This window comes from Arthrobacter sp. AK01, from assembly GCF_021109375.1.
Classification (GTDB): Bacteria; Actinomycetota; Actinomycetes; order Actinomycetales; family Micrococcaceae; genus Arthrobacter.
The window spans coordinates 18,536-37,111 of record NZ_JAJOHP010000038.1 but is presented as its reverse complement, the minus strand read 5'-3'; the positions used below and the strand labels follow the sequence as shown (position 1 = coordinate 37,111).

The following is an 18,576-nucleotide window of genomic DNA, read 5'->3' as shown; positions in this document are numbered from 1 at the left end:
TAGTCGCTCCGGCCAAACGCACCGGCCCTCACCAAAGGGACGGGAGGCTGCCCACAAGGCGTTCATACATGGCCAGCGCGGACACGTCCGTCAGCGATGCGACCTGGTCGATCACCACGCGCAGCCGGGCACCGTCGTCGACGGCGTCGCGCCAGTCCGCAGCGAACATCGGCTCCAGGTGACGGTCGCCGGTGGCGTTCAAGACACCCACGAGGGCGTGCAGCACCTCGCGCTGGCGTTCGTAGACCGGCTGGCGGTGGTCTGTGGAGATGACGAAGGTGGTGGCAAGGCCCTTGAGGACCGCGATCTCGGTGACGGTGTCCTCGGGAACCATGAGTTCGGCGTCGTAGCGGGTCAGGTTGGCGGGCCCGAAATGGTCCCGGGTGGTTTCCATTGCACTCTGGCAGAACCGGCCGATCAACTGGCTGGTCATGTCCTTCAGGGCGGCCATGGACTTCCGGCTGCCATCGGCCTCGCGGACCCAAACCCTGGTGGCTTCCAACCGGGCCAGGGCCGCATCGATTTCGGCGGGGTCGTTGTGCGGCAGGTACCACTGTTTGGTGTAACCCACCACGCGCGCCCGGTGATCCGGGTTTTCCATCCATTTGAGCTGGAAATGGCCGGCGACAATAGCGTCTTCGACGTCGTGGACCGAGTACGAAATGTCGTCTGCGAGGTCCATCACCTGGGCCTCGATGCACGAGCGGTTTCCGGGGGCGCCTTCACGCAGCCACTCAAACACGGGAAGGTCGTCTTCGTAGGCGCCGAACTTGCTGGTGCGGTGGCCGTGGATGACGGGGGCGTCGACGGCGGACCACGGGTATTTGGATGCGGCGTCCAGGCTGGCGCGGGTCAGGTTGAGTCCCGCGGGCCTGCCGTCCTCGCCCAGGACCTTGGGTTCGAGCCGAGTCAGCAGGCGCAGTGTTTGGGCATTGCCTTCGAAACCACCGATGGTGTGAGCCACCTCGTTCAAAGCGGATTCGCCGTTGTGGCCGAAGGGCGGGTGTCCCAGGTCATGGCTCAGGCAGGCTGTATCCACGACGTCAGGATCACAGCCCAAGGAGCGGCCAAGCTCACGGCCAACCTGTGCGACTTCGAGGCTGTGCGTCAGCCGGGTGCGGACAAAGTCGTCCGTGTCCGGGGCGACCACCTGGGTCTTGGCGCCCAGCCTGCGCAGTGCCGAGGAATGCAGGACCCGGGCACGGTCCCGTTCAAAGTCCGAACGGTACGTGGTCTTGCGATACTCTTCGACCCACCGTGCTGAATCCGCCTCGGCGTATCCGGGAATGGCCAACACATAATCGTGACTGGTTCCGTTGTGGCCAAGCACTGCTTCGGTTCCCATGGGTATCTGCCTCCTCCAAGCGCCGGGGTGTGGAGCTTCTTGAGTCAGTCTTACACGTGTGAGGCTAGCCGCCCGAAACGTCCAGCTCCGCAGCGGAGATTTCCGCGCTCTGTTCAGCGTTCAGCTGACGGCTGACCAGCCAGTCCTTGGGCAACGCGGGCTTTTTTGGCGAACCTGCGCGGCCGCGGGGACCCTCGGAATCAACTCCGGGGTAGGGCGAATCCATGTCCAGCTCGTCAAGGTATTCGCGCAGGACTTCCAGGGTGGGCACGGTGGCCAGCTTGGCACGCAGTTCCCCGCCCACCACGTAGCCCTTGAAGTACCAGGCCATGTGCTTGCGGATCTCGCGGAGCGCTTTGTATTCGTCGTTCCCGAAGGTCTCCACCATCAGTTCGGCGTGCCGGTAAACGCCCTCGGCTACTTCACGCAGGCCCGGGCGGTGTCGCTGGTCGCTGCCTTCAAAGGCGGCCTGCAGGTCACCGAACAGCCACGGGCGCCCCTGGCAACCACGGCCGACGACGACGCCGTCCACGCCGGTTTCCCGGACCATGCGGACAGCGTCCTCAGCGGACCAGATATCGCCGTTGCCCAGCACCGGGATGTCGGGCAATGCCTCGCGGAGGCGGGCAATGGCGGACCAGTCGGCCTGGCCGGAATAGAACTGCGCGGCGGTTCGGCCGTGCAGTGCGACGGCGGCCACTCCGGCGTCGCGGGCGATGCGGCCGGCGTCGAGGTACGTCAGGTGGTCCTCATCGATGCCCTTGCGCATCTTGATGGTCAGCGGGATGCCGCCCTTGCACGCTTCCTTGACTGCTGTGTTCACGATGGACGTGAAGAGGTCGATCTTCCACGGCAGGGCAGAGCCGCCGCCGCGTCGGGTGACTTTGGGCACCGGGCACCCAAAGTTAAGGTCGATGTGATCTGCCCGGTCTTCTTCCACGAGCATGCGCACTGCGGCACCAACGGTCACAGGATCCACGCCGTAGAGCTGCACCGATCGGACTTTCTCGTCCTCATCGTGGGAGATGATGCGCAGCGATTCCGGCGTCCGCTCCACGAGGGCACGCGAGGTCACCATCTCGGCCACGTACATGCCGCCGCCGTATTCACGGCAGAGCCTGCGGAAGGCAGAGTTGGTGATGCCCGCCATGGGGGCGAGGATTACCGGGGTGTCCACGGTGATCCCACCGAGCTTCAATGGCGGGAGCTCGAGCTTTGGTGCAGGGGGCGTCGCTACTACAGTCACCCATCCATTGTTGCAAATGCGGGCAAATCGGCGGGAAACCCTAGAGAAGCCAGCCATTGTCCGCGGCCAACCGGACCGCTTCTGCCCTGGTCCTTCCGCCTGTCTTGGCCATGGCCGCGGAGAGGTAGTTCCGTACTGTCCCCTCGGAGAGCATCGCGGCCTTGGCAATGTCTGCCACGGTGCCGCCGTCGGACGCTGCCCGAAGCACGTCCGCCTCACGTTCGGTCAGCGGGCTGTCGCCGGAGGTCAACGACTCAGCGGCGAGGACGGGATCCACTACGCGCAGTCCGCGGTGCACGCGCCTGACCGCCTCAGCCAGCTGGCGCGCAGGCGTGTCCTTGACCACGAAGCCCGACGCTCCGGCCTGCATGGCCCTCTTGAGGTAGCCCGGCCGACCGAATGTGGTGACCATGAGGACCCGGCACGAAGGCGCCGCCCGGCGGACGGCCGCTGCGGCACTGATGCCATCCAACCCGGGCATCTCGACGTCGAGCATGGCCACATCCGCAGCGTATTCCACGACGGCGTCCGCCACTCCTGTTCCGTCACCCAGCTCAGCCACCACCTCGATGTCCGGCTCAAGCCCCAGCAAAGCGGCCAAAGCCCCGCGGACCAACGCTTGGTCGTCGGCAATCACCAAACGGATAGTCATACCTCAACAACCAATCTGAACCCTCCCAGGTCACTCAAGCCCACATTAACGCTGCCACCGGCAGCCGCTGCCCTTTCGCGGATCCCGGCCAGGCCGCTACCGAAAGATCCCGCGGCACCTGGCCCGACGCCGTCGTCCTCCACCATGACGCTCGACGCCGTCAACAGGACCCGGCAGCGGCCGGCGCCTGAGTGCCGAACCACGTTCGTGATGCCTTCCCTGAGCACCCAGCCGAACAGTTCCCGGTGCCTGGCCGGCACCTGCTCCACCGAGCCGGGCAATTCAGCATTGATCCCCGCCGACTCGAGAGCTGACCGGGCCGCTGCGAGCTCGGCAAGGACGTTCACTCCCCGGTAACCGGCAACAGTGGCCCTGACATCTGCGAGCGCGCCTCGGGCCAGGTCCTGCACATCGCTGATTTCCGCGGCGGCCCTGTCCGTGGCCGGATCCGCGGGTGATCCTTCCATCAACCGCCCGGCCAGCTCCGCTTTGACAGCGATCACCGTCAAGGAGTGCCCCAGAATGTCGTGCATGTCCCGGGCGACGCGGCTGCGCTCGGCAGCCACTGCGGCGTCGGCCAGTTCGGTTTGCGCCTCGCGGAGCTGGACCGTCTGCCGGATCAGCCGTGCAAAGGAGGACATCATGAGGCCGAGCGACAGGATGAGGGCGGGCTGGAAGAACGCCTGCTCGGGGGTACCGGTTATCAGTTCCGTCGCCAAGGACACAGCGGCCATGGCAAGGATGAGGAAAAAGTCCACACGTGGCGGCAGCACGGTCATGGCGATGGCGCATGCGAGGAACGGCCAGGTCCACAATGCCTCCTTGCCTACCAGGAGAATGACAAGGCCGTTCAAAGCCAACAGGATCCCCGTACAGGCGAGTCCCGTTCTGGTTCCGCGGCTCCGGCTGAACATCGGCAGGACGGCGTAGGCGGCGAAGAAAGCCACCAGCGATGCGGAAGCAGCCACCTTCCATAGCGGGGGTTCGTCCACCGACCACACCAGGTTCCACGTGGGCCAGGCCCAGAGGATGATGGAGAATCCGGCTCCTACGAACCATTTGCGGGGCCCGGGCCCACGGAACGTGTCGCCAAGGCCAGGGCTGCTCATGGATCCCACAATAGTCACCGCGGGACGCGCTCAGACACGTTTTGTGTCACGGCGGAAGGCCATGGCCGCCCCGCCAACGAAGATGGCCAGCCATACCAGCACGTTAACGATCCAGAGGGCATCAAAATCGCCGGTGATGGGGCTGCGCGCCAATTGTCCGATCCCGTAGGCCGGTGTGAACTTCGCAATCTCGCCGAAGGTGTCTCCCATGATCTCGATCGGCATGAACAATCCTCCCAACATGGCCAGGATGGCGAGCGCCGGGCCAAGGATCTGCATGACGTTCTGGCTTGGCATGAGGTACCCGACGAACAGGCCCAGGGCGGCGAAGACCAGGGACCCCAACCAGGCAACCAGGCCCGCGGTCAGCCAGATCTGCGGGTCCATGGTCACCCCGGCGATGGCACCAATGACGAATTGGGCAATGACGGCTACCAGGGACAAGGTCAGCGCCGCCGCTGCCTTGACGGCAATGTAGGCCCCCGGCAGGAGCGGGGTGAGCCGCAGTTGCCTGCTCCAGCCCTGCGCCCGTTCAACAGCCACCTGGCTGCCCGCACCTGTGGCTGCCGTCATGGCCGCGTAGACGGTGAGGCTGATCAGGATGTACTGCCCGTAGCTATGGCCGTTGGGAAGCAGTTGGTCCTTGTTGGACAGCCCAAAGATGAAGAAGAAGATGGCCGGCATCAGGACGGTAAAGATGACGGTCCTGCGGTTTCGGAGCATCCGCTTGATTTCTATCCACAGGAAGGTGCGGTTGATGCCGCCTGCGGATGGCTTCCGGTCCTGGATGGCTGGTGCCTGGCTCATGCCCGGTCTCCTTCCAACGCGTGGTGGATAGCGCCCGTCCCGGGTTCGTCCGCGGTGAGCGCCACGAAGGCCTCCTCCAGGTTGTGGGCGACCACTTCAAGGTCGTGGGCACCGGTGTTGTTGAGCAGGTAGCGGACCACTGTGTCCGAGTCGGAGGTTCGGACGGTGACGCGCCCGGCGTCGTACTCCACTGTGGCGGCCGGCGGCAGCCCGGCCAGCAGCTCCCGGTCCCCCGGCGGCAGCGCTGCCCGGACCGTCCGTCCGGACGCGAGGTTCTTCACCTGTGCTGCCGTGCCGTCGGCAACAACAGCCCCTTGGCGGACCAACACAATCCGGTCCGCGTAGGCATCAGCCTCCTCAAGATAGTGGGTGGCGAAGATGACGGTTCTCCCCCGCGACGCGTCGGCCCTGATGGCAGTCCAAAAATCACGGCGCCCCGCTACGTCCATACCGGTGGTCGGTTCATCGAGGATGAGCAGCCCGGGGTCGGAGACCAACGCCATGGCAAAGCGCAGGCGCTGCTGTTGCCCGCCGGAACACTTCTCCACCCTCCTGTCCGCGATGTCCAGGATGCCTGCGCGGGTCAGGACTTCGTCAACGGGGCGCGAGGAGTCGAACATCGCTGCAGTGAGCTGCACCGTCTCCCGGACGCTGATATCCCGCAGCAAGCCACCGGTCTGCATCACTGCAGCCACCTGGCCCCTGGCAATCGCAGCCCGTGGCGTGTGCCCGAAGACCGAGACACTGCCCCGGTCCGGGGTGCTCAGCCCAAGGATCATGTCGATGGTGGTGGTCTTGCCGGCGCCATTGGGGCCAAGGAAGGCCACCACCTCCCCCTGCTGCACCGTCAGGTCCAGCCCGCGAACTGCGTGGACCTTTCCAAAGCTCTTGTGAAGTCCGGCGGCCTGAACGGCCGGCACACCTGCTGCTTTCATGGCTCTCCCTGGTTGCTGTTGTTCTGCAACCAAGTCAACCCGCGTCCTGCCCGTCGCACCCCTGGACGGTGTCACACCTTCTGGGTGACAAATGTCATCAGTGGGCTATTCCGGGCTGCGCCGCTCCGCTTCCCGCTGGGCGCGGCGGCTGCCCGGCCGTGCAGGTTTGGCGGGAGCGTCGAGGCGGGTTCCGGCGTCGTGCGCGTCGGACCGCGCGACGGCGGCCGCTGCCGCCAGCGCGCCGGTGTCCTCGACGTCGTCGGGACCAACCGACGGCCCGTCCGCAGGAGCTGGGCGCTTCATGCCGGTCGCCTTGACGACGAGGACGGCGATCAGCGTCGTGACCGGGATCGCAAGAACCAGCCCGATGGAACCCACGAGCGTTCGGATGACTTCTTCGGAGAGTTCGGCGCTGGTGAGCGCTTCAGCCAAGGGACGGTCGTAGAGCATCACGATGATGAGTATCGGAAGGGCTGCGCCCGCGTAGGCAAAAGCGATGGTGTACACCGTGGAGGCGATGTGGTCCCGGCCGATTCGCATGGCCGAGGTGAACAGTTTGCGGGCGCTGGTGTTGGGCGCCAGTTCATAGAGTTCCCACACTGCCGAGGACTGGGTAATGGTGACGTCATTAAGCACGCCCAGGCCGGAAATGATCAGGCCGCAGAGAATGATCCCGGAGATGGAGATCTGGCTCGACATGTTCACCAGCGTTGAGGCATCGTGGTTTCCGACGCCGGCCAGGTTGGCGGCATCCGTAGCCCAGGCCGCCAACAGCGCTGTGATGCTGAGCCCAAAAATGGTCCCCAAGAGGGCCGTGGACGTTCGCGCCGAGAATCCGTGCGCAAAATACAGGACCCCGATCATGATCACCGTGGACCCCACCAACGCCAGCAGCAGCGGGGGTTTGCCCTCCACCAATCCGGGCAGGATGAAGCTGACCAGGACGAAGTACGCACCCACCAGCCCAAGGAGCGCCCGGAAGCCGCGCCAACGGGCAACCGCGATAACCACCGCCGCGTACAGGACGGCCAGCAGCGCGATGGGAATGCTGCGGACAAAATCGACAAAGACATAGGCAGGAGCGCCGCTGCCCGCGTTGGCACCCTGGACCGCGGAGAGGTTCAGGTACCGGATGGAGTCCCCCACGTCCACGCCGTGGGACATGGCAACGTCAGGGTTGATGACCACCTTGACTACATCCCCGCCCTTGTCCGGCTCCGTAAAGGCGAACGTGCACTGCGAGCCGCCGGACTGGTTGTTTTGGCCGGTGTCCGTTTGGCCGGTGCCTGTTTGGCCCGTATCCGTCTGGCCGGTTTGCGTGCAGCTTTCCACCACCACGCTCTGGATCCGGCCGGTATCGAACGTGACGCCCGGGGCAGCCTGGTACGGGCTTGAGAAAGTGATCCCTTCCCGGCTGCCCGAGGGCCACATGACCATCATGGCCACCAAGGTCAGGACGCCCAGCGGAACAAGTATGGCCGCCAATATCCAGTTGGCCCTCTTCCGCGAGGCAAGAGCCTGCGGGGTTGGCTCGGAACTTTCAGAATGACCGTGGGAGTGACCGTGGCCCATCAGCAGCAAAACCTCATGCCTCAACCCTACGCGGGCACCGGACACCCCACGACCCAGGACGTTCACATTCCTTGTCGCCACAATGACCGGCTTTGGACGCGCGGATTCGGATGTCACCCGCCCGCCGAGTTGGCTCCAGCGATGACGGGTGTCCCACGGCGAAGCTTAAACGCAGGATCCCACGCTGCCCCATGGTGACGGACGGCGTGGGATCCTGACGTGCGGAAACAGTGGTCAGTCGCTCACGATCAACGTATCCGCACCGCGCACGTGGGCCTTGCCTGATTCCAGCAACGGAGTGAGGACATTCCGCAGGGCCGTCATCGATTCGTCAACTTCCAACAACACCGGGTGCTGGTAGGCAATAAGCGCCAGCAGATCCCTCACCGCAGCCGACGCATCGTCAGTGGACAGTTGAGGATCATGGCCGAGGAAGACGTCCGACGGTTCGTCGGTGTTGCCCTGGGCGTAGCTGATGGCAAACGCCTGGATCTTTCCCTTGCGGCTCGCGGGAACGCCTTCGCCGAAGGCACTGGCCTTGGGCGCGCGCAGGACTATTGCGCCATGGGCACCTGTCAGGTCATGCAGGAATAAGCGCTGAACCGTTGCAACGCCCAGCTCCCCCGGGCTATCCCAGTGGTGGACGTGCGAGTAGTACTTACCCACCACATCACTGAGCTCAACGGAACCAGTCGCCAGGTCCTCCACACGCTCCGACGCAGCTTCCTCGGAACCGTCGCCGAACCTCGGCAATGACAGAGGCTCAGGCTCCACAACCACCAGCTGCGAACGCTGGATCGGTGCCAGTCCCGCAGCCGCAGCAAATGCCGCACCAGCAGTTCCCGGCTCCACCTTGCTGCGCAGCTTGGAAACGCCAGACGGCGAGTTCCCGGCTTCGCGGCGAAGCATGGTCAGCAGCGTGGCACCGACGCCTTCCCGGCGATGGTCCTTGGCAACCTCGATGTAAACCCAAAGGCGTTCGGGGTGCAGCGATGCCTCATGGACCACGCCTGCCGCAACGGGAATCCGTACGCCATCCACGACGTCCTCGGCCACGATGCACCGGCGCCAGGGCTGGTTGCCCGACGGCGCCAGGGCGGCACGGAACTGCTCGGCGGGAAGGGTCTCCGGGCTACCCCAGATCTCCAGGAGGGCGAGGTCGTCGCCTTCCTTCCATTCGCGGTACTCCAAAGCCACGATCAGGCGCCGATCAAGCGTGCTGCCAGGTAGCCTTCAACCTTGTCCAAGGACACGCGTTCCTGGCTCATGGTGTCGCGCTCACGGATGGTGACTGCCTGGTCTTCGAGCGTGTCGAAGTCCACGGTGATGCAGAACGGGGTACCGATCTCGTCCTGGCGACGGTAGCGGCGGCCGATGGCTCCGGCGTCGTCGAAGTCGATGTTCCAGTTCTTGCGCAACTGGGCGCCCAACGCCTTGGCCTTCGGGGACAAGTCCTCGTTGCGGCTCAGGGGCAGGACGGCGGCCTTGACCGGGGCAAGGCGCGGATCCAGCTTCAGCACCGTACGGACGTCGACGCCGCCCTTGGCGTTGGGTGCCTCATCCTCGGTGTACGCGTCGATCAGGAAGGCCATGAAGGAGCGGGTCAGGCCAGCGGCGGGCTCGATCACGAACGGGGTGTAGCGCTCGTTGGTTGCCTGGTTGAAGTAGCTCAGGTCGGTGCCCGAGGCCTTGGCGTGGGTGGAGAGGTCGAAGTCCGTCCGGTTGGCGATGCCTTCGAGCTCGCCCCACTCGGAGCCTTGGAAACCGAAACGGTATTCGATGTCCGTAGTGCCCTTGGAGTAGTGGCTGAGCTTCTCCAGCGGGTGCTCGAAGAAACGGAGGTTGTCCTCACGGATGCCCAGGCCCGTGTACCAGGACATGCGCTCTTTCATCCAGTACTGGTGCCACTCTTCATCGGTGCCGGGCTCGACGAAGAACTCCATCTCCATCTGCTCGAACTCGCGGGTACGGAAGATGAAGTTGCCCGGGGTGATCTCGTTACGGAAGGACTTGCCGATCTGGCCGATGCCGAACGGCGGCTTCTTCCGGGAGGTGGTGAGCACGTTGTTGAAGTTCACGAAGATGCCCTGGGCGGTTTCCGGGCGGAGGTAGTGCATACCTTCGTCGCTGGCCACCGGGCCGAGGAACGTCTTCAGAAGGCCGGAGAATTCCTGCGGCTCCGTCCATTCGCCACGGGTGCCGCAGTTGGCACAGGCAATGTCCTTGAGGCCGTTCTCAGCGGGACGGCCCTTCTTTTCCTCGTACTCTTCCTCGAGGTGGTCTGCACGGTAGCGCTTGTGGCAGGACAGGCACTCCACCAAAGGATCGGAGAAGACCTCCACGTGGCCCGATGCTTCCCATACCTGGCGGGGAAGGATAACGGAGGAATCCAGGCCTACAACGTCCTCGCGGCCTCGGACCATGCTCTGCCACCACTGCCGCTTGATGTTTTCCTTCAGCTCCGCACCGAGGGGACCGTAGTCCCATGCGGAACGGGAGCCACCATAGATTTCACCGGCCTGGAAGACAAAGCCCCTCCGCTTGGAGAGGGAAATGACCTGGTCAAGGACGGATTTTGCTGCCATGGGTACTCCATTTGTTCTACAGGGCCGCTGGGTGCGGTCCGCGGTGGTTAGCCCCGGTTTCCGGACGAGGTTGTCCGGCGGGGTGCTGGGGGAAATTTACTGCAAAGTACTTGACCCTACTGGAAAAAGCACTTGGGGGCACTGCGTCTCCTAGCCTACCGGCCTTTGGCAGGGCCTCTTCGTGCAAAAGCGCCTTTGGGCCACGGCAGGGTGGCCACGATGATGGCGGCGAGCGTCAGTACCGTACCCAGCACCGTGGGCAAGGCGACCACGGCGCCGGGACTGGGGATCACGACGTCGAGCAGCAACGATCCCACCAGCTGACCGGCAATCATGCCCAAGCCGGTGATCAGCACGCCGAGGCTGCGGACCAGGAGGGCCGCCAGCCCGATAAAGAGGCAGCCCATGGGCCCGCCGAGGTAGTACCACCACTCCGAGGGAAGCGGATTGCCCGGGCCTGCGACGGCAAGCTTAATGAGCCATGCGATCCAGAGGATGGCTGACCCTGCAATGAAGTTGACCAGCGTGGCTGCAATCGGCGTCCCGTAGTGAACGGTGGCCGTTCCATTCATGGCTTGTTGGAAGCTCATGAAGAATCCGGCAGCAAGTGGCAGCAGGACGGGCAACACGAGGGAGGCGATATCGGCGTCGCCGCCGAACCGGGGCGAAACTGCCCAGGCGACGGCGGCAACGGTCAGGACGCTGCCCAGGACCCGCACTCCCGTGATGGCACGTTTCCCTCCCGGTCCGATGCCCATCCGGTCCACCAGCAATCCGCTCAATGTCTGCCCCGTCACCGCGGCAACAGTGAAGAGCGCTACCCCCAGCAGGGCGACGGTGAACGACTGGGCAAATACGAACAATGCACCGATGGCACCGGCCATGACATAGAAGCGTGGAAAGCTGCGGTTCCGGACGGCGGGGATAATGCGCTGGAGGCCGGCCCTGCCTTTGGGTGTTGCAAAGGAAATTGCACTGATGAGCAGGAGGCCTGTGGTGAAGCTCACCACGGCGGCGGCAATGCCGTCCTCGAGCCTGGCGCCAAGTGCCCCGTTGATCCTTCCTTGGAGCGGGATGACCAAGCCTGTTGCGACTGCAATGGGGAGGCCAAGGGCGAGCGGAAGGACAGGACGGGGAGAAGGCTGCGGCACCGTCCCCACACTACTTCAGGCATCATTACTGTATGAGCAATCCGGAAATCGAAGAGATCCCCATCCGCGACGACATGATCCGCCTTGGCCAACTGCTGAAGCTTGCCAATCTCGTGGAAGACGGTGTCGAAGCCACGGAGCTCATCAAGAACGGCTTGGTCAAAGTCAACGACGAGATCGATGACCGCCGTGGCCGCCAACTCCACGTGGGCGATACCGTGACCGTCAACGGCCAGACTGTGCGGATCACCGCCGCCTGACGCACCGGGATTTTGTACAGATAACGCCCTCAAGAACGGCTCTTGGGGGCGTTATCTGTACAAAAACTCAATCGGTGAGGACTTTGTGGGTCAGGAATTCACCCACGTGCCCAATCTCCTGCTGGTTGATGCCGTGCCACATCCCGGTGTAGAGCACCTTGGTGAGGTCTACGTGCTTTCGCACCCAGCCCATGGTGTATTCGATCTTGTCCTGGGTAATGACCGGATCCTGCTGGTCCCGGCCCCAGAACATGGGCATCGAGCCATCCAGTTCGTGGTCCCGGAAGGCGGCGTCAGCGCCGGCGTCGATCACAAAACCTGAAAGTCCGACGACGGCAGCAAAGTCCGCGGGACGGTAGCGGACCATGGTGGTAGCCATCGCCATGCCCATGGAGAAGCCAAGCAAGGTCACCGATGAGTGGTTGGCTTTGACCGTGTCCAGCCACCCCAGCGCGTATTCCGCGGCAAGCTTCACGGCGTCCAGCGAGTAGTCGATGGACGCTGTGAGGGGGAACCACGTGAAGCCCGGCCCCATGGGCATCGGCGCCCGGAGTGCCGCCACCACGAAGCCGTCAGGCAACAGCCCGGCCAGGCTGAAGAGGTCCTCCTCGTTGGAACCGTAGCCGTGCAGCAGGACCAGGAGTGGCTTGCCGGCACGCTCGGCTTCGTCGTGGGACCACAGGACAACGGGCGCGGGGAATGCGGGGGCTTCAGTCATGGTTCCATTCTTACAGTTACCCGGAAGTAACAACCTACGGTGGCGTAGGTTGTCAGTGACGAGGCAGGATATGAGCGTGAGTGAGAACAATCCTTTGTTGAAGCCGGGCGAACCTGTTCAAAAACACCCTTGGAGCCGTTACGTGGCCCTGGGTGATTCGTTCACTGAAGGGATCGGCGATCCCGAACCCGCGAACCCCGGCGGCTACCGCGGCTGGGCCGATCGCGTCGCTGAGGAGCTTGGCCGGGGGCACGGGGATTTCGCGTATGCCAACCTCGCCATCAGGGGCCGGCTCCTGCAGCAGATTCTGGACGAACAGGTTGGTCCCTGCCTGGAGTTGCAGCCGGACCTGGTGTCCATCTCGGCCGGCGGCAACGATCTCATCCGGCCTGGCGGCGACCCCGATCTGCTGGCTGAAAAACTCGACGTCGCGGTGGGCGAGCTGAGCTCCGGCGGCGCCACTGTGGTGTTGTTCAACGGCCCGGACACGGCCGCCTCCGTCCCGGGACGCATTCGCGGCAAGGTGGCTATCTACAACGAGAACCTCCGTACCGTAGCGGCACGCCACGACGCCGTGGTGGCCGACATGTGGTCGCTACGGCAGTTGGCTGATCTGCAAATGTGGGATGTCGACCGCCTGCATTTCTCCCCGTTGGGCCACCACACCATCGCAACCATGGTCCTGGAGGCACTGAACGTAGAACATACACTCGAGCCCCTGATGCCCAAACCATTACCCCCACGTACATGGCGCGAGGCCCGCTCTTCCGACCTCGTCTGGGCGCGCGAGTACTTCGTCCCATGGGTCATCCGAAGGCTGCGACACCAATCTTCAGGCGACGGCATCAGTCCAAAGCGTCCGACGCCGGGACCCGTCTTTGGTTCCAGCGGCACCCTCTTGCCGCGCCGTTAGGGTGACGGCAATGCTTGTCGAGGACCGCAGTGACGGCTGACGAGACCCGCATGGCGGAGAATGTTCGGCGACTGCGCCTGCGAAGGCAACAGTTACGGGCTCCGCTTGCCCGGAATGCCGGAGAGGTGGTCCGCAACCTCTTGGCCGTCCAGTCGCAGGAGTTCCCCTACGCGCGATGGTCGCTGGCACAAAGGACGGCCGGCAGCACCTCCACCGAGGTGGAGCAGGCTGTAGCAGACGGAACGATCCTGCGGACGCATATCCTCCGGCCCACCTGGCATTTTGTGCACCGGGACGATCTCGGCTGGTTGATGGGGCTCTCGGCGGATCGGCTTCATCAGGGAAACAAGGGCATGTACCGCCAGACGGGTGTGGATGAGGAATCAGCGGCATTGAGTGGCCGTATCCTCGGTGAGGCCGTGGCGGACGGCGCCCATAAGACCCGCGAAGAGTTGGCTGAAGTACTGGGGCAAGCCGGCTTCCCCAGCAAGGGACTGGGGTTTATCTACCATCTGATGCACGCGGAAATCAGCTGCACCCTGGTGAGCGGCGCCCCCGTCCGCTCCGCCGGTGGCGCCCTGAAACAGACGTATGCACTGTTCCAGGAACGAGTGCCGGGTTTCGTTGGTACGTCCTCACTGACCGGGGACGCCCGCGAGCGCGCCTTGGGGCAACTGGCACTGAGGTACTTCAGCAGCCGCGGGCCGGCCACCATCAAAGACTGTTCCGTGTGGTCCGGTCTGACCATGAAAGATGTGAAGCTGGGCCTGCACGTGGCTGACGACCTGTCTCCCGGCAGCCTCGCGTCGGTGTCCTTTGACGGTCTCGGTTTTTACCTGGCCGCAGAGGAGGCGGAGGCCCTCTCGAGCGGTAGCGATTCTTCGCCTGCCGGGGAGTCCGGGCTCCCCCGCGTCGACCTCATTCAGTGTTACGACGAATACGTCATGGGCTACTCGCAGTCCCGGCATTACCTGGGCGGGACTGCTCCATATTTCCCCGAGGACAACGGACCCCTGCACGTGGTCCTGCTGAACGGCAGACTGGCCGGTTGGTGGCGTCATGGCTTCTCCGGCGGGGCTTGTGAGTTGGACGTGCGCATGAACCGGCCGGCAACGCCGGAGCAGCAGGCCGCACTTGAGGCCGAGGCGGAGCGCTATGGCCGGTTCCTGGGAATGGACACCAAGCTGGTGTGACGTCGCCGAGTCGATTTCAGCAGCAGGGCTAAGCTGGGAGAAGACCTAGGAGGCCTGCACTGTGAACAATCTGATCTTCTGGATCATCGTCTGCTCGTGGCTGATCCCACTCGGGATCCGTATGTACAACCGCTCCCGGGCGCGCCGGATCCAGCATGGCGACTTCCGCGGCCCCGGGTACCCGCAGCAGAACCTGCCGGGTCCGGGCTATCCCCCACAGAACTTCCCGCAACAGAACTACCCCGGCTACCCATCCGAGCCGGCCGTCGTCCGCCCCGCGGATGCGCCACCGCAGGCCGGGCCGCCGTCGAGCCCTTCATCCCCTGCGCCGTTCCCGGCATCCAGCGGCTCCGAGCCGCAGGGCTACCGGGCACGGAAGCTGTCAGAACTGGACGCGAAGTTCAGCAACGGCGAGATCGCCATGGAGGACTACATGAAGCAGCGCGCCGACATCATGAACGGCTAAGCCGTTTGATGCGTCCGGAGGCTTAGGCGAAGAACGCCTGGCGAAGTTGGCTTGAAAGCTGCCCGATTTCGGTGAGGAACCCGTCGTGGCCAATGGGTGCCTCAATGACCTGTACCGGCACGTCGGCCGGGAGCGCAGCAGCCAATTCACGCGATTGCGCCGGGAAGTAGAGCCTGTCGCTGTCTACTGCCGCTACGAAAAACTCAGCTGTGGTCCGCGACAACGACGCTTCCAGCGAGCCGCGGCCACGCGTGACGTCATGGGACATCAGGGCCTCGGTGATGGCGATATAGCTGTTGGCATCAAAACGGCGCACCAGCTTTGTCCCTTGGTGGTCCAAATAGCTTTCCACCTGGTAGCGGCCACGCTCCCCCAACACCGCGGCAGCAAGCGGTGTCTCCTGGTGCTGGGCTTGCCGGCCAAAGCGGAAATCCAGCTCCAGTGCCGAGCGGTAGGTGATGTGGGCGATGCGCCGGGCCAGCGCCAGACCGTGCTCGGGCGCAGAGCCGCCGTAGTAGTCGCCGTTGTTGAAGTTCGGGTCCTGCCTGATCGCCAAAGTCTGGGCTTGCGCAAAGGCAATCTGCTCGGCCGTGCTGTAGGCGCCCACCGAGATGACGGCGCAGCGTTTGACGCGGTCCGGGAATGTCACGGCCCACTCGAGTGCCCGGGCGCCGCCCATCGAACCGCCCAACACAGCATGCCAGGCATCGATACCCAGGGCATCAGCCAGTCGCGCTTCGGCCTCCGTGCTGTCGCGCAGGGTGATCAAGGGGAAACGTGAGCCCCAGGGCTTGCCGTCCGGCGCTTCCGACGATGGTCCGGTACTCCCATAGCAGCCACCCACGATGTTGATGGAGATGACGAAGAACTTGTTGGTGTCGATGGTGGCACCAGGCCCCACCAGCTGCTCCCACCAGCCTTCTTCGTCAGTGGCTCCACGGGCGACATGCGTGCTGCCCGTGAGCGCATGCTCGATGAGCACGGCGTTGGACGCGTCCGCGTTCAACCGGCCCCAGGTTTCATACGCCAGGACAACGTCCGGAAGGAGTCCGCCGGCTTCAAGTTCCAGCGGTCCGATCCCGGCATACTTGACGGTTCCGTCTTCTTCTCCGGATTTTGGAAGGGCTGTAGCAGTAATGGTCATTCCTTTGACACCTATCCTCGCGCTTGCCCGTCGCCTTGCGTGCGAACAGGCCAGGTCTTCACCCGGGGCACCCCACCGCGGAGGAGGGTTGCCGGCCAGCAAGCCGGGGCTGTGTGCTGGCACTCATGACCTAATACGAAGAGTCTAGGAAATGCAGGGCGGTTCTGGCGAAGAATGTGACAACAGTGTGACGGTTTGGGCCAGCTTCATTCACGAAGAAGCACCCGGAAGTGCCGCCCGGCGAATAATCGTCGGCGCGGGCGGCGTTCCCGGCGGAGGTGATGAGCTCGGGCGTCAGGCGCCCTTGGCAGCCCTGAATCCGGCTTCGAGGTCGGCGATGATGTCATCGACGTGCTCAATGCCTACGGACAAGCGGACCAGGCCGGGATTGACGCCGGCAGCGACCTGCTGTTCCACCGTCAGCTGGCTGTGAGTGGTGGACGCCGGGTGGATGACCAGGGAACGGACGTCGCCAATGTTGGCGACATGGGAGTGCAGTTCCAATCCGTCCACGAAGCGCTTGCCGGCGTCCACGCCGCCCTTGATGTTGAAGGCAACAATTGCGCCGGTGCCCTTGGGGCCATACTTTCGGCCGCGGTCGTACCACGGGCTGGACGGCAGGCCCGCATAGGCCACCGATTCGACGTCGTCGTGGCTTTCAAGCCACTGGGCAACCTTGGTGGCGTTCGCTACGTGGCGTTCCACGCGCAGGCTCAACGTCTCCAGGCCCTGGGCAATGAGGAAGGCATTGAACGGGGACACAGCCGAGCCAAGGTCGCGAAGCAACTGGACGCGGGCCTTCAGGATGTAGGAAAGGTTGGCACCCAGCGCGCCGTCCTTGCCCAAGTCCCGGGCGTAGACGAGTCCGTTGTAGCTCGGGTCCGGCGTGTTGAAGCCAGGGAAACGCTCCGGGTCCTTGCCGAAGTCGAAGTTGCCGGAGTCCACGATCACTCCGGCGATTGCGGAGCCATGGCCACCCAGGTACTTGGTTGCGGAATGGACCACGATGTCCGCGCCCCACTCGATGGGTCGGATGAGGTACGGCGTGGACAGGGTGTTGTCGACGATCAGGGGCACACCGGCCTCATGTGCCGTACGGGCGATGCCTTCGATATCCAGCACATCCTGGCGGGGGTTGGAAACCACTTCGCCGAAGAACAGCTTGGTGTTCGGCTGGACAGCGTCACGCCATTGGTCCAGGTTGTCAGGATCCTCGACGAACGTGACCGAGATGCCAAACTTCTTCAGCGTGTGCGCCAGCAGGTTGTAGGTACCGCCATACAGGCTGGGGCTCGCTACGATGTGGTCCCCGGCCTCGGCGATATTCAGGATGGCGAATGTCTCGGCAGCCTGGCCGGAGCTGAGCAAGAGTGCACCCAGTCCGCCTTCAAGGCTCGCAACCCGCTGCTCCACGGCATCCTGCGTCGGGTTGCCGATCCGGGTATAGATGGGTGCGAGTTCGGCCAGGGCAAAGCGGTTGGCAGCACTTTCGGCGCTGGGGAACACGAAGGACGTGGTCTGGTAGATCGGCAGCGACCGCGCGCCTGTGGCGGAGTCGGGCTCCTGGCCTGCGTGGATCTGGCGGGTTTCGAAAGACCATCCTTGGGACATGGAGTTCTCCTCTTCATAACGCATGGGTTTGGCGGGAATGTGGTGCGGTGTGAGCTGGGGCCAGTCTAGGAACTGTCCGGAGGCTAGGACAGCTTTGTGACGCCGGTGGAATCTTTCGGTCTTTTCGCGTCCCTCCATGACGCCCACCGTCACGGTTTATACACATCCCACCTTAGTTAGGCTTGACTTAGCTGAGACCCCGATCACAAAGTGCCAAGATGAAGCCATGCGCATGGATCACGTCTCTTACGCCTGTGAACGAGATGGCCTTTTGGCCACTACCGAACGAATTTCCGCGGCATTGGGAGTGGACGCTGTCCGGGGCGGAGTGCACCCGCGCTTCGGTACCCGGAACATGATCATTCCCCTTGCGGATAACAAGTACCTTGAAGTGGTGGAGGTCCTGGACCACCCTGCTTCAGACAAAGCACCATTTGGCCAAGCAGTTCGTGCACGCTCAGCTGCCGGAGGAGGGTGGATGGGCTGGTGCGTCGCTGTTGAGGACCTCGCCCCGTTCGAAGACCGGCTTGGCCGCTCCGCTGTTCCGGGCAACCGCAAGTTCCCGGACGGTCGCGAACTGGTGTGGCAGCAAATCGGAATCCTCGGCTTGATCGCCGATCCCCAGGTCCCGTACCTGCTCAAGTGGGAGGGCGACCCGGCACTGCACCCGTCCAGGATTTACGAGAGCGACGTCAAGATGTCCAGCCTCACCATTGCAGGCTCGGCCGAACGCGTCACCGAGTGGTTGGGCGAGCCGGTGGAAAAGCCGCTTGAGGACGTTGCGGTCCAGTGGATGGCCCCGCACGGGACCCCCGGCATCCTGGCCGTCACCTTCGAAACCGCCTCCGGGGCCGTCACCATCTGACAGC

The 18,576-nt window shown here is 64.0% G+C and carries 18 protein-coding genes and 1 riboswitch; of the genes, 5 read left to right on the top strand and 13 right to left on the bottom strand.

Annotation, left to right across the window (positions count from 1 at the left end):
- Positions 1–28 precede the first annotated feature (28 nt).
- From LN996_RS14395 to LN996_RS14350, 10 genes are all read right to left on the bottom strand, one after another.
- On the bottom strand, positions 29–1,345 hold the full coding sequence (locus LN996_RS14395) for a deoxyguanosinetriphosphate triphosphohydrolase (RefSeq protein WP_231341049.1): 1,317 nt from the start codon (positions 1,343–1,345) through the stop codon (positions 29–31).
- 64 nt (positions 1,346–1,409) lie between these two features.
- On the bottom strand, positions 1,410–2,591 hold the full coding sequence (dusB, locus tag LN996_RS14390; protein WP_231341048.1) for a tRNA dihydrouridine synthase DusB: 1,182 nt from the start codon (positions 2,589–2,591) through the stop codon (positions 1,410–1,412).
- Positions 2,592–2,631: 40 nt separating this feature from the next.
- Positions 2,632–3,243 (bottom strand): response regulator, encoded by a 612-nt coding sequence (locus LN996_RS14385; protein ID WP_231341047.1) that lies wholly within the window; start codon positions 3,241–3,243, stop codon positions 2,632–2,634.
- Complete coding sequence (locus LN996_RS14380; RefSeq protein ID WP_231341046.1) at positions 3,240–4,352, bottom strand: sensor histidine kinase; 1,113 nt, start codon at positions 4,350–4,352, stop codon at positions 3,240–3,242. Before LN996_RS14380 ends, LN996_RS14385 begins: the two co-directional genes overlap by 4 nt.
- A 30-nt stretch (positions 4,353–4,382) precedes the next feature.
- Complete coding sequence (locus tag LN996_RS14375; protein WP_231341045.1) at positions 4,383–5,159, bottom strand: ABC transporter permease; 777 nt, start codon at positions 5,157–5,159, stop codon at positions 4,383–4,385.
- Positions 5,156–6,094: an ABC transporter ATP-binding protein gene (locus tag LN996_RS14370; RefSeq protein WP_231341044.1), complete on the bottom strand. Its 939-nt coding sequence runs from the start codon at positions 6,092–6,094 to the stop codon at positions 5,156–5,158. The genes LN996_RS14375 and LN996_RS14370 overlap by 4 nt, the downstream gene beginning before the upstream one ends.
- Before the next feature lie 105 nt (positions 6,095–6,199).
- The gene (locus tag LN996_RS14365; RefSeq protein ID WP_231341061.1) at positions 6,200–7,666 is read right to left on the bottom strand and encodes a YibE/F family protein; all 1,467 of its coding nucleotides are present in this window, start codon (positions 7,664–7,666) and stop codon (positions 6,200–6,202) included.
- Positions 7,667–7,900: 234 nt separating this feature from the next.
- On the bottom strand, positions 7,901–8,863 hold the full coding sequence (locus tag LN996_RS14360; protein WP_231341043.1) for a GNAT family N-acetyltransferase: 963 nt from the start codon (positions 8,861–8,863) through the stop codon (positions 7,901–7,903).
- A 2-nt stretch (positions 8,864–8,865) separates the two neighbouring features.
- Positions 8,866–10,251, bottom strand: coding sequence for a glycine--tRNA ligase (locus LN996_RS14355; RefSeq protein WP_090819307.1), 1,386 nt, complete (start codon positions 10,249–10,251; stop codon positions 8,866–8,868).
- A 155-nt stretch (positions 10,252–10,406) separates the two neighbouring features.
- On the bottom strand, positions 10,407–11,411 hold the full coding sequence (locus LN996_RS14350) for a DMT family transporter (RefSeq protein ID WP_231341042.1): 1,005 nt from the start codon (positions 11,409–11,411) through the stop codon (positions 10,407–10,409).
- Positions 11,412–11,434: 23 nt separating this feature from the next.
- Here LN996_RS14350 and LN996_RS14345 point away from each other — a divergent pair, with 23 nt between their 5' ends.
- Positions 11,435–11,662: an RNA-binding S4 domain-containing protein gene (locus LN996_RS14345; protein ID WP_231341041.1), complete on the top strand. Its 228-nt coding sequence runs from the start codon at positions 11,435–11,437 to the stop codon at positions 11,660–11,662.
- A gap of 67 nt (positions 11,663–11,729) precedes the next feature.
- On the opposite strand, the gene LN996_RS14340 is transcribed toward LN996_RS14345, so the two are convergent.
- Complete coding sequence (locus LN996_RS14340; RefSeq protein WP_231341040.1) at positions 11,730–12,380, bottom strand: alpha/beta hydrolase; 651 nt, start codon at positions 12,378–12,380, stop codon at positions 11,730–11,732.
- 70 nt (positions 12,381–12,450) lie between these two features.
- Between LN996_RS14340 and LN996_RS14335 the strand changes: the two genes are divergently transcribed.
- The 3 genes from LN996_RS14335 to LN996_RS14325 all read left to right on the top strand — a co-directional run bounded on the left by LN996_RS14335 (position 12,451) and on the right by LN996_RS14325 (position 14,952).
- Positions 12,451–13,293 (top strand): SGNH/GDSL hydrolase family protein, encoded by an 843-nt coding sequence (locus LN996_RS14335; RefSeq protein ID WP_231341039.1) that lies wholly within the window; start codon positions 12,451–12,453, stop codon positions 13,291–13,293.
- Between the two features lie 50 nt (positions 13,294–13,343).
- Entirely contained in the window at positions 13,344–14,486 is a 1,143-nt protein-coding gene (locus LN996_RS14330) for a winged helix DNA-binding domain-containing protein (RefSeq protein WP_231341060.1), read from the top strand.
- Positions 14,487–14,547: 61 nt separating this feature from the next.
- Positions 14,548–14,952: a DUF2076 domain-containing protein gene (locus LN996_RS14325; protein WP_231341038.1), complete on the top strand. Its 405-nt coding sequence runs from the start codon at positions 14,548–14,550 to the stop codon at positions 14,950–14,952.
- Between the two features lie 22 nt (positions 14,953–14,974).
- Here LN996_RS14325 and LN996_RS14320 read toward each other — a convergent pair whose 3' ends face one another.
- Together LN996_RS14320 and LN996_RS14315 are read right to left on the bottom strand one after the other, a co-directional pair.
- Positions 14,975–16,096 carry a homoserine O-acetyltransferase gene (locus LN996_RS14320; RefSeq protein WP_231341037.1) on the bottom strand — a complete coding sequence of 374 codons (1,122 nt, stop codon included), beginning with the start codon at positions 16,094–16,096 and terminating at the stop codon, positions 14,975–14,977.
- A gap of 14 nt (positions 16,097–16,110) precedes the next feature.
- A riboswitch (SAM riboswitch) is annotated at positions 16,111–16,227 on the bottom strand.
- A 163-nt stretch (positions 16,228–16,390) separates the two neighbouring features.
- Entirely contained in the window at positions 16,391–17,731 is a 1,341-nt protein-coding gene (locus LN996_RS14315) for a bifunctional o-acetylhomoserine/o-acetylserine sulfhydrylase (protein WP_256491246.1), read from the bottom strand.
- 202 nt (positions 17,732–17,933) lie between these two features.
- On the opposite strand from LN996_RS14315, the gene LN996_RS14310 reads away from it, so the two are divergent.
- Positions 17,934–18,572 carry a VOC family protein gene (locus tag LN996_RS14310; protein WP_231341035.1) on the top strand — a complete coding sequence of 213 codons (639 nt, stop codon included), beginning with the start codon at positions 17,934–17,936 and terminating at the stop codon, positions 18,570–18,572.
- The last annotated feature ends 4 nt before the right edge of the window (positions 18,573–18,576 follow it).